Annotated in this window: 13 protein-coding genes; all 13 read left to right on the top strand. The window is 64.3% G+C overall.

Annotated elements, in window-relative coordinates:
• Positions 1-368, top strand: a 368-nt coding sequence (locus ABC319_RS00675) for a DUF6927 domain-containing protein (RefSeq protein WP_413068383.1), incomplete at its 5' end; no start/stop codon positions are given.
• 11 nt (positions 369-379) lie between these two features.
• Entirely contained in the window at positions 380-565 is a 186-nt protein-coding gene (locus ABC319_RS00670) for a hypothetical protein (protein ID WP_231728699.1), read from the top strand.
• Positions 556-1092: a thermonuclease family protein gene (locus ABC319_RS00665; RefSeq protein ID WP_066773360.1), complete on the top strand. Its 537-nt coding sequence runs from the start codon at positions 556-558 to the stop codon at positions 1090-1092. Before ABC319_RS00670 ends, ABC319_RS00665 begins: the two co-directional genes overlap by 10 nt.
• A gap of 109 nt (positions 1093-1201) precedes the next feature.
• Positions 1202-1807, top strand: coding sequence for a DUF7007 domain-containing protein (locus tag ABC319_RS00660; protein WP_066773363.1), 606 nt, complete (start codon positions 1202-1204; stop codon positions 1805-1807).
• A 301-nt stretch (positions 1808-2108) separates the two neighbouring features.
• Positions 2109-2672: a hypothetical protein gene (locus ABC319_RS00655; protein WP_156442282.1), complete on the top strand. Its 564-nt coding sequence runs from the start codon at positions 2109-2111 to the stop codon at positions 2670-2672.
• A 10-nt stretch (positions 2673-2682) separates the two neighbouring features.
• Positions 2683-2979, top strand: coding sequence for a hypothetical protein (locus ABC319_RS00650; protein ID WP_221211861.1), 297 nt, complete (start codon positions 2683-2685; stop codon positions 2977-2979).
• A gap of 17 nt (positions 2980-2996) precedes the next feature.
• The gene (locus tag ABC319_RS00645) at positions 2997-3314 is read left to right on the top strand and encodes a hypothetical protein (protein ID WP_066773370.1); all 318 of its coding nucleotides are present in this window, start codon (positions 2997-2999) and stop codon (positions 3312-3314) included.
• 13 nt (positions 3315-3327) lie between these two features.
• The gene (locus ABC319_RS00640) at positions 3328-3999 is read left to right on the top strand and encodes a hypothetical protein (RefSeq protein WP_066773373.1); all 672 of its coding nucleotides are present in this window, start codon (positions 3328-3330) and stop codon (positions 3997-3999) included.
• Positions 4000-4165: 166 nt separating this feature from the next.
• The gene (locus ABC319_RS00635) at positions 4166-4381 is read left to right on the top strand and encodes a hypothetical protein (RefSeq protein ID WP_156442284.1); all 216 of its coding nucleotides are present in this window, start codon (positions 4166-4168) and stop codon (positions 4379-4381) included.
• Positions 4382-4447: 66 nt separating this feature from the next.
• Positions 4448-4693 carry a hypothetical protein gene (locus ABC319_RS00630; protein WP_066773377.1) on the top strand — a complete coding sequence of 82 codons (246 nt, stop codon included), beginning with the start codon at positions 4448-4450 and terminating at the stop codon, positions 4691-4693.
• Between the two features lie 45 nt (positions 4694-4738).
• The gene (locus ABC319_RS00625; RefSeq protein ID WP_066773379.1) at positions 4739-5239 is read left to right on the top strand and encodes a hypothetical protein; all 501 of its coding nucleotides are present in this window, start codon (positions 4739-4741) and stop codon (positions 5237-5239) included.
• A 43-nt stretch (positions 5240-5282) separates the two neighbouring features.
• The gene (locus ABC319_RS00620; RefSeq protein WP_066773382.1) at positions 5283-6602 is read left to right on the top strand and encodes a hypothetical protein; all 1320 of its coding nucleotides are present in this window, start codon (positions 5283-5285) and stop codon (positions 6600-6602) included.
• A gap of 84 nt (positions 6603-6686) precedes the next feature.
• Positions 6687-8003 carry a hypothetical protein gene (locus tag ABC319_RS00615; protein WP_156442286.1) on the top strand — a complete coding sequence of 439 codons (1317 nt, stop codon included), beginning with the start codon at positions 6687-6689 and terminating at the stop codon, positions 8001-8003.
• The last annotated feature ends 71 nt before the right edge of the window (positions 8004-8074 follow it).

Here is an 8074-nt window from a genome sequence, read left to right as displayed (position 1 = left end):
TGGGCGAGAATGCCGGTCCCTACTCGGACGATTGCCCTGAAAAAATCCTGCGCCTGCTTCCCCCGACGAACAACGAGTACGCGCTGAATTGGCGAAGGCGCTGTCTGGCGCGCCTTCGTAGAAGAGCACGACGCGTTGAAGACGGCATGCGGATTCGACTGCCTCAACCGCTGACCTTCAGCGACGACCACGTCGGCGCCGAGTTCGTTGTGGTGAAGCGTGGCGCCCGCATCACCTTCCGCGGCGAAAATGGCTTCGGCCACTACCACATCCGCAATTTCCGTGATCTGCCCTGGATCGTCGTTCCCCAGACAAAGGTCCATGCCACGATCTTCGCGAAACCGCCGGCACCTGCGATGACGGCATGATGGAGCCTATTATGAACGATACAGCCGCTCTCTCCGCGCTGCGGCGCGCGCTATGCAGCCAGAGCAACGCGCTCCGGGTCGCGCGGCGAATGATGGAACATGGCATCGACGTGATCGTGGTCGCCAGTCACGATCCACTGCAGCCGTGGCGAGTGACGGAGCGCGACAACAGCATCGCGGCGCGCGCATGCGCCTGATCCTCGCCGCTGCTCTGATCGCGACAGCCTGCAGCGCCGCGGCGCCGCGCGCAGACCAGAACACCACCCTTTCGGCAGACGGCCGCGCCATCGATGGTGACACGGTATCGATCGACATCCGCCTCTTCGGCGCGGACGCCTTCGAGAAGCGTCAGTTATGCAGGACAACGTCGGGGTGCTGGCCCTGCGGCAAGGCAGCGCAGGACTATGCCTCGAAGCTCCTCAAGACTGGCGCCTCGACCATCCGGCTGACGGGCAAACAGAGTTACGGGCGCCCCATCGGCACGATCGAAGTCGCCGGACGGGACCTCGGTGAAGCGATGATCGCAGCCGGGCTTGCGGTGCCAGTAACAAGTTATCTCAAAGGCGACCCGGAGCGGGCCCAGCGCTATGTCGCCGCCTATGACAAGGCGGAGCGCCAGCGGCTCGGGGCACATGCTGGGTATTTCATCGACCCAGCGAAATGGAGACGCGGAGAGCGCCTCTCCTGCGAAGCGCGCAGAGGCGCGCCCACACATGTGCGTTAGTGCACCTGTGCACAGGTGCGGCTTCACGACTATGAAGCGTCAGGAGCGCGGAGCCACCGGAGCATAGAGAGAAGGGGGGCGGGGGAGAGCATCGATCAAGGAGACGATCATGCCCACTTTTGCTTCGACCCCGGCCCCTGTTCATACCCTATGGGACGCCCCGCAGACCGCCGAGCAGCGCCTGCCTGGCATCTGGTCGGTCAGCACTGCCTCGCATGGCGGCTTCGTTCTGTCCGACGAGCGCCAGGCGGCCATGCCCGAGGCGCTGCGCCTCGACAGCATCTACTATGAGGAGGACGTGGACTGGTCGCTGATAGTCCTTGCCTTCGAGGCCGAGTTCGCCGCGTTGCGCGATCCGTTGTTCGACCTCGAGCGCGACCTCGCCCATCAAACCGCACGGCACTGGCGGCCGAAGCACTATACCGGCTTCACCGGGCAGGTACTCGAACCGAGCGACAGTCACGTCCTCCGCAAGATTGCCCTTTTAGAGGCCGCAATCGGCGAGATCGGTGTTCAAGCCGCGTGGGGTGACTGGGCCGACTGGGTCCCCACCGGCAAGGTCGGGGTTGTCGGGCAACGCATCACGGGATGCGATCATCTCGGCTTTGCCAAATACGACGGACCGAAGCTGAAGGGGCTGGTCGACGCGAACCGCTACGAGGCTCGCGATACGGTGAGCACCTTCAAGTCCGTCGGTGTCGAGGTGATCGCATAGCGCTCGCTGGCGCTGGAAAGATGTTTCCGAAAGGCGGCAACATCTTTCCAGTGGCCCAACCCATGCTCGCGGTTTCGAGCGGGGCACTCTCCGAGGATTATCAATGCGCCCAGCCCTGAGGGGCTGACGGCCCGGATGCAGCCGAAGGCGCGGGAGAAGAGGGGGGAGTGAGCGTTTGGGCGTGAAATGTCGCGCTCGACACTCATTGGAGACGGCGTCGATGTTCTACGATGTGCCTTATCGCCACCAACAGGCGGTGGACCCCGCTGCGCTCAGCACGATCGCGATAACGCTCCAGGCGATGACCAAGGCGCTGGATGATTGCCGCAACGCGGGCGTAGACCCCAATACGGATCCCGCGATGGTGCTGCTCGCACGTCACATGGCGACCGTGTCGACCAATCGCGCGCCGCGATCGGTCCTCCGTCATGCGTGCGACAAGCGACTGCAGTCGCTGAAGCGCTACCCGGCGCTGCTGGCCCTTTCGATCCGCGGCGTCGAATACGACCAGGCCGCCAAGGAACGATTTCACGAGGACGCTACGGCCGCGATGCAGGATCTCGCGTCAGCGCTCGCGCTCGCTGAGGGGAGTTACACCATCGCCTCGACCCGAGGCGAGGTTTCCGAATCCGGTTATGTCCTGCTCGCCGCGGTCGAGGTCGCCGTCATGGTGCGGGTCGGGCGCCGCTTCGAGGGGCGCGAGGTATCGTATCGCGCCGTCGCCCCCGGTGTGGATCAAACCAACCGGAATGCCAGCATGGTCGATCTGCTGCGGCCCGCGCGATTTGCCGAGCGCCTGACGCGCGAGCTGCGCCTTCGGCTCGCCCCGGCGAGCGTCTCCGAACCAAGCCTGATCGCCGCTTGAGGAGCTCCGTATGATCCAGATCAACGATGCCCTCGCCATCGCGCGAGCCGATGTTGCAAACATCGCTCGGTTCATTGAGCGCCGAGAGCGCTTCCTCGACGCCCTCGACTGGTCGATGATGACTGACGCACAGGTTCGCCAGTCGTCCATGCTCGACGAGCTGCTGGACGAGGACCTTGCCATCGGCCTGCACTACATCGACTGGCTGATCGATCGCGTGGACAGCCAAGTCCCGACGCCTGGCGCTCTTCGCTTTGCGCCGCATCCCCGCCCGTGGCACGCTGAGTGGAACACGCTGGCCGCCTGAGAGAAGGAGCTTAGACAATGAGCCGTCATACCTTCGCCGGTCACGCCGGCACCACGGTGGCCGTGGGATGGGATCGTCCGCTGAGCACGTTCTTCGTCCAGGTCTCGCGGCCGCATCCGACGCTCAAAGGCGAAAGCCAGATTGTCGCATGGCTGGGCACCGACAACGGCGAGCTCCCAACCGCGGCTGCGGCCCTCAAGGTAGCCGCTGACTATGCCGACCTGCCGAGCGATCTCGGCGCGACGCTGGAAACGGACCGGATGAAGACGCTCGGTCAGAGCGACGGCCCCGCCCAAGCCGCTGCGCGACGATTCCGTCGTGACGGCAGTTTCTGAGGAGGATCTGGTCATGGATCCGAACAGCAACAACACGAGACCAGCACCGAGCGGGCCAAGCATGGCCTTGACCATCCTCGTGTTCGTGATCGTGCTTAGATCAGCGTCGTGGATGATCGGTGTCGTGATCGATGGCGAACCTCTTTCCGAGGGCAATTCGTCGCTGCCGTTCGAGCAGCTTTACCGGATCGTCGACACCATACAGGGGCCTATTGGGGACGCCTTGTGCTTTGTTGGGATCACCGTTGCCGTAATGGCCTATATTACAGGCAATTTCGGCGCCGAGTTCAGGAGCTCAACCACCGCCGAGGGTGAGAAGCCCAAGCGTATCCCGACGTTGCCGATGAGTGAGGCTGCGCGAGCAGCCGAAGCGCGCTTCAACGCATTGAGCGCTCAGTTCCGGTCGATGCCCGAGAATATGGTGTTGCCCGAGGCCAGCATCGAGTTCGAGCGCATCCAAGAGAAACACGTTCCCGACGTCCGGCTCGCTCACCGGGAGGCTCGTTCGACGGTATCACCAACGTCCGAGAAAGCCGATGCGTTGGATGAGGACTACGCCAGCATGCTTGGTCGGATCAGTGACTCCGTTCAACATCTGATCGAAGGTTGCGAGGCCTTGGGCCGGGAGCGACTTGAGGTACAGGCTCGCTTCATCGAGGCTCGACACCCCGGCGACGATCGCTAGAAAGTCAGCATCTGTTCTGGCAATCGATCGACAGCTCGATCGGTTGTCATGACCGGTGCGCGGGCTTCTCACGGTGCGCCAGCGGATAGGAGCAGTTATGCCCCCTATGTACCTTGGCAACGTCGCCTGGATGACATTGATAGTCTGTTTCCTATGGACCTTCGCCATGACGTATTTCGTGTTCTGTCACGAGCTGCCGGCGACCAGCGCGATCCACGTACTCGCGCCTACGTTCGGCGCACTGGCTTTCGCCGTCATGTCGATAATCCTTGATGACGGCGGATTGTTGAAGGCCCTGACCGCGCAGATCATCGCCATTTCGCTGATGATGGCAGCGGGAAAGAGGCAGCAACGAGCCTATTCCGAGCATCGCGACCGCTGATGACCGCTCTAGCGGTGACAGACGAGGCACGATAGACTGAGTCCTATGTTCGCGTCAGCAGAATCCATGATCTGGGGCTGCCTGCCTGTCCTGCTTGCCGGCGCAGCTATACTTCCCTTGAGCGCACAAGCCGGAAAGTCGATCAAGAACCTCCTGCTATTCTTCCTCGGCACGAACGTGGCGGCGCTCGCGCTGTATGCCGCGTACCAAGGGCCGGTGACGTGGTGGTTGGCGTCAGGAAGCTCATTCCTGATCGGCATGGCGGGGATCGCCGCCTTTGTAGCGGGACGGGCTGACCCAAGCCAAAGTTAAGAGGGGGGGGGCTGTTGATCCGGGTGGATCAACGGAGAACCTCTCATGTCCAACATCATCGACCTGGGCGGAGCGCCCGCCAACGAGGATTGCGCCCAGCTTGGGCAGACGCCGGACTTCGATACCGTCAACGCCCACGAGGTCTTCGCCTATAAACTGGCGATCATCGCGCGGTTCGGGGAGCCTCCCGCGGGTTGCCGCCTGAAGCCTCTCGCAAACCGCCACGATTTCGGGACCTATCGCACGCTCTCCCTCCGCATCGACGATGAGGACGACGAACAGGTAGGGGCCTATGTCGACCTGGTCGAGAACGGCCTTGGCAGCTGGCTGGAGGCCGGATTTTCGCCGCCCATCAGCTATAAGGGCAGCGTTGCCACGATCCACCAGCTCGACGTTACCGAGCTGCTGATCGGCGCCTTGCAGACGACACGCCCAGATCCTGACGGGACATTCCCGATCCCGGATTTCGAGGTGCTCCACACAAATCTCGCGTCGGCCTTCCCGGAGGAAGCTGCGCTCGCCCGAGCCCGTTGGGCGGCAGCTTGAGCCAATCCGTCGCGCCTGCGGGCGCCACGACACGGAGGGTGTCATGATCGTCGACGATTTCAATTCAGCAGATCCGCGCACATGGTTGGCGCGCGGTCGAACGCCGGAGCAGGCCGAGGCGCTCGCTGCATCGTGGCGGGACTTTCCGGATCTTCCGCACGATGCACCCCTTGCCGACCGTCAGGCCCGCAGCCGTGCACGCGTGATCGCCACCAGACCCATCTTCGAGGCGATGCGCGTGCAAGCCGAGGCCGAGCGCCAGGCGAGAAACTTCGCCTTCCTCGAGAACCAGGCGCGCGAGGGCAAGGTGAACGATCGCGATCTCGCCATTCTGCGCGGTCGCGACGATCATGGCTACGACTGGGACGTCGCCAACCGCTACGCTGACGGTTGGTATGCGGCCCATGTCGGATGGCCGCACAGCTATCCCGACGGCATCCCGAGCGAGGTGCCCCTGCAGGTCCGCCGCGCGGCCTACGATCAGGGCTTCACCGATGGTGGTGGCGATCGGACCGACCTGTTCGACGCAGCGCGCCGGACCAACCTCGCGCAGCTGCGTCAAAGCAACATGCCGCCTCCAGCGTTGCCGGTCGCTACCGCACGCCCGATACCGAGCAGCTGGCCGAAACCAGGCGACGAAGCCCGGCCCGCCCGTTGGTCGCGCCGCCTCATCATTCTGAGCGACGAGGACGTGTCTCTCGAGGCGCCCGAGCGCGCCAAATGGGACTTCCTGCGGATCATCCGTGAGCGACAGGGCGCAGACGAGATGGCGATCATCGTCCTTAGCAACGACGGCTTTGCCACGATCGAGCGCTTCCTGCCTCAGGCAATGCGACACGGTCGACGGCAGGTCAGCCACGCTGATGCGGCCGCCCAGCTCCGAGCGGCGATTATGGGCCGGAATATAGAAGACGTCCTGGTCGCTTTGCAGGGGGAAGACCTGCACCTCCTCGACGCTGTTGCCGGAGCCCTGCCGCTCTGCCGAACCATGGAGCGGACACGAAACACCAAGCTGCAGCAGCGCGCTCACCTACGGGCGTGGCTGGATCGCGGTTACGGCTCGGACGAGAACATGGCCGCAGGGCACATCCGCTGGGGCAAGCTGATCCATGGCCTGACGGGCAAGCTCGGCGAGTTCACCGCTCGGCATATCGGCGCGGCACCCGGCCGAGGGCATCTGATCCGGGTCTATGTCGGCGATGATCGGCCTGCGACCGGCTATGCCGGCGCGGACGGGGTCCAGCTGCCCCATGACGTCGTCGTCTCGAGCAAGGCTAAGCTGCGCTCTGAGATGGCGGCAACGCTCCGGCGCTTCGGTGCAGCAACGCCGCTGATGGCGCTGTCGGGGCGCGACGCCGGATAGCCAGAGCGTCCAGGCAGCCCAAGGCCATGGAGGGGAGGGGGCGGGGAAGCGCGCACCGGAATCAGCCGGTCAGGAGCAACTCCCTTGTCCGACCCCCAGCATCCCCCTTCGCACCATCTGATGCGTCCCGTCCTATGGTCGTTCGGCGAAGGCCCGACCTTCCCTGGCTATACCGACGATACGACATGGAACGGCTTCCTCAACGTGTCCGTGGGTATCGGCATTTGGCCCTACGTGCTGCGCGAGCTGATCGCAGGCGCCGATGGCGACGCCGAGCGCATCGCCGAATATCGGGGTATGGCCACCGACAGCAGCATGGTCTCGATAAGTCACGGCTACACGACCAGCGCCGTCGACGCGAAATGGCCGTGGCTCTTCCCTGACTACCCGCTCGCAACCATGATGCCGATCCCGGCGACGTGGTCGGAGATGAGCTGGCGGCATGAGGCAGCGCCGAGTTTCGGCCCATGCGTCGGCCCGATGGGCGAGGCTGCTCAGATATGGATCGACTACGCGGATCCAGCGAAGCGTGACGTTCCCGAAAGTTCGAGGTTCACCTTCAGCCGGCGCGACGCAGTCGGCGAGCTGACCGTGATCTACGCGGGCGACGACTACGACGCTGTGCTGACACACGCGTCGATCGAGGCGCTTGCCTGCAGCCTCTCCAAGCGGGTCGCCTATGAGATGACCGCAGAGGAGTGGCAGGAGACGAGGCTCCGGAATCGGACCACGCCGGACAATGTCTGCGCGTCGCACGATTTCATGGACACCAACATCCTCATGCTTGAGGCATGGGAGGCGGAACGCGGTAATGCTCTGCTCCCGGGTGGCGAGCGGGAGCGCTTCGAGGACGACCTCGAGCGGGTGCATGCTGCGTGGGACATCGCCACCCGCTGCTACCTCACTGCGTCCGAGGAGGGCGCACGCTTCGACGCTTGGCGCCTGACGGGGCGCGCAGTTGACGGCCTTCGTGCCGCGGGCATGGACCTGGCGTATGATGACGATGGCGACACGCCGGGGCGGATTTACGAGCCGGGGTTCATGGAGCGGGATCTGCGGCAGTGGGTCGTGAACGTGAGCAACACGAGCCACGCTTTCGACACGCTGTTCGACGCCGAGGCACACCTCTGGAGCGTGTTCGCCTCCAGCGAGGCAAAGGAAGCTCGGCCTTTGGCGGTGACCGCCGCGCCGATCCGTCCTGTTCCACCGCCCCGTGAGATTGCCTTCTCCGAGCAGGAGGTCACCGTGACGGCCGATGCGATCGAGCGTCGCCTCGAGGTACTGAGACAACGCGCCGCGACCACCGCCGAGGCGTCATCCGAGGGTCTATTCCTCGAAGAGAGCATCCGGCAGCTGGCAGGCGCGCGAGACAAGCTGCGCGCGGCGACCCAGCGGCCGTGAGCGGTCCGCCTCGGCGGCGCATCCCGGCGCCGCAGGGGCGAAAAAGGGGAGAGGGAGGGTGATGGCGGATG

The sequence above is a fragment of the Sphingomonas phoenicis genome (assembly GCF_047238005.1).
Taxonomy (GTDB): Bacteria; Pseudomonadota; Alphaproteobacteria; order Sphingomonadales; family Sphingomonadaceae; genus Sphingomonas.
This window is presented reverse-complemented; position numbering and strand designations above follow the sequence as displayed.

Excerpts from the sequence above, each read along its gene's own strand:
- ABC319_RS00670 (WP_231728699.1), top strand. The coding sequence starts at position 380 with ATGAACGATACAGCCGCTCTCTCCGCGCTGCGGCGCGCGCTATGCAGC.
- ABC319_RS00665 (WP_066773360.1), top strand. The coding sequence starts at position 556 with ATGCGCCTGATCCTCGCCGCTGCTCTGATCGCGACAGCCTGCAGCGCC.
- ABC319_RS00660 (WP_066773363.1), top strand. The coding sequence starts at position 1,202 with ATGCCCACTTTTGCTTCGACCCCGGCCCCTGTTCATACCCTATGGGAC.
- ABC319_RS00655 (WP_156442282.1), top strand. The coding sequence starts at position 2,109 with ATGACCAAGGCGCTGGATGATTGCCGCAACGCGGGCGTAGACCCCAAT.
- ABC319_RS00650 (WP_221211861.1), top strand. The coding sequence starts at position 2,683 with ATGATCCAGATCAACGATGCCCTCGCCATCGCGCGAGCCGATGTTGCA.
- ABC319_RS00645 (WP_066773370.1), top strand. The coding sequence starts at position 2,997 with ATGAGCCGTCATACCTTCGCCGGTCACGCCGGCACCACGGTGGCCGTG.
- ABC319_RS00640 (WP_066773373.1), top strand. The coding sequence starts at position 3,328 with ATGGATCCGAACAGCAACAACACGAGACCAGCACCGAGCGGGCCAAGC.
- ABC319_RS00635 (WP_156442284.1), top strand. The coding sequence starts at position 4,166 with ATGACGTATTTCGTGTTCTGTCACGAGCTGCCGGCGACCAGCGCGATC.
- ABC319_RS00630 (WP_066773377.1), top strand. The coding sequence starts at position 4,448 with ATGATCTGGGGCTGCCTGCCTGTCCTGCTTGCCGGCGCAGCTATACTT.
- ABC319_RS00625 (WP_066773379.1), top strand. The coding sequence starts at position 4,739 with ATGTCCAACATCATCGACCTGGGCGGAGCGCCCGCCAACGAGGATTGC.
- ABC319_RS00620 (WP_066773382.1), top strand. The coding sequence starts at position 5,283 with ATGATCGTCGACGATTTCAATTCAGCAGATCCGCGCACATGGTTGGCG.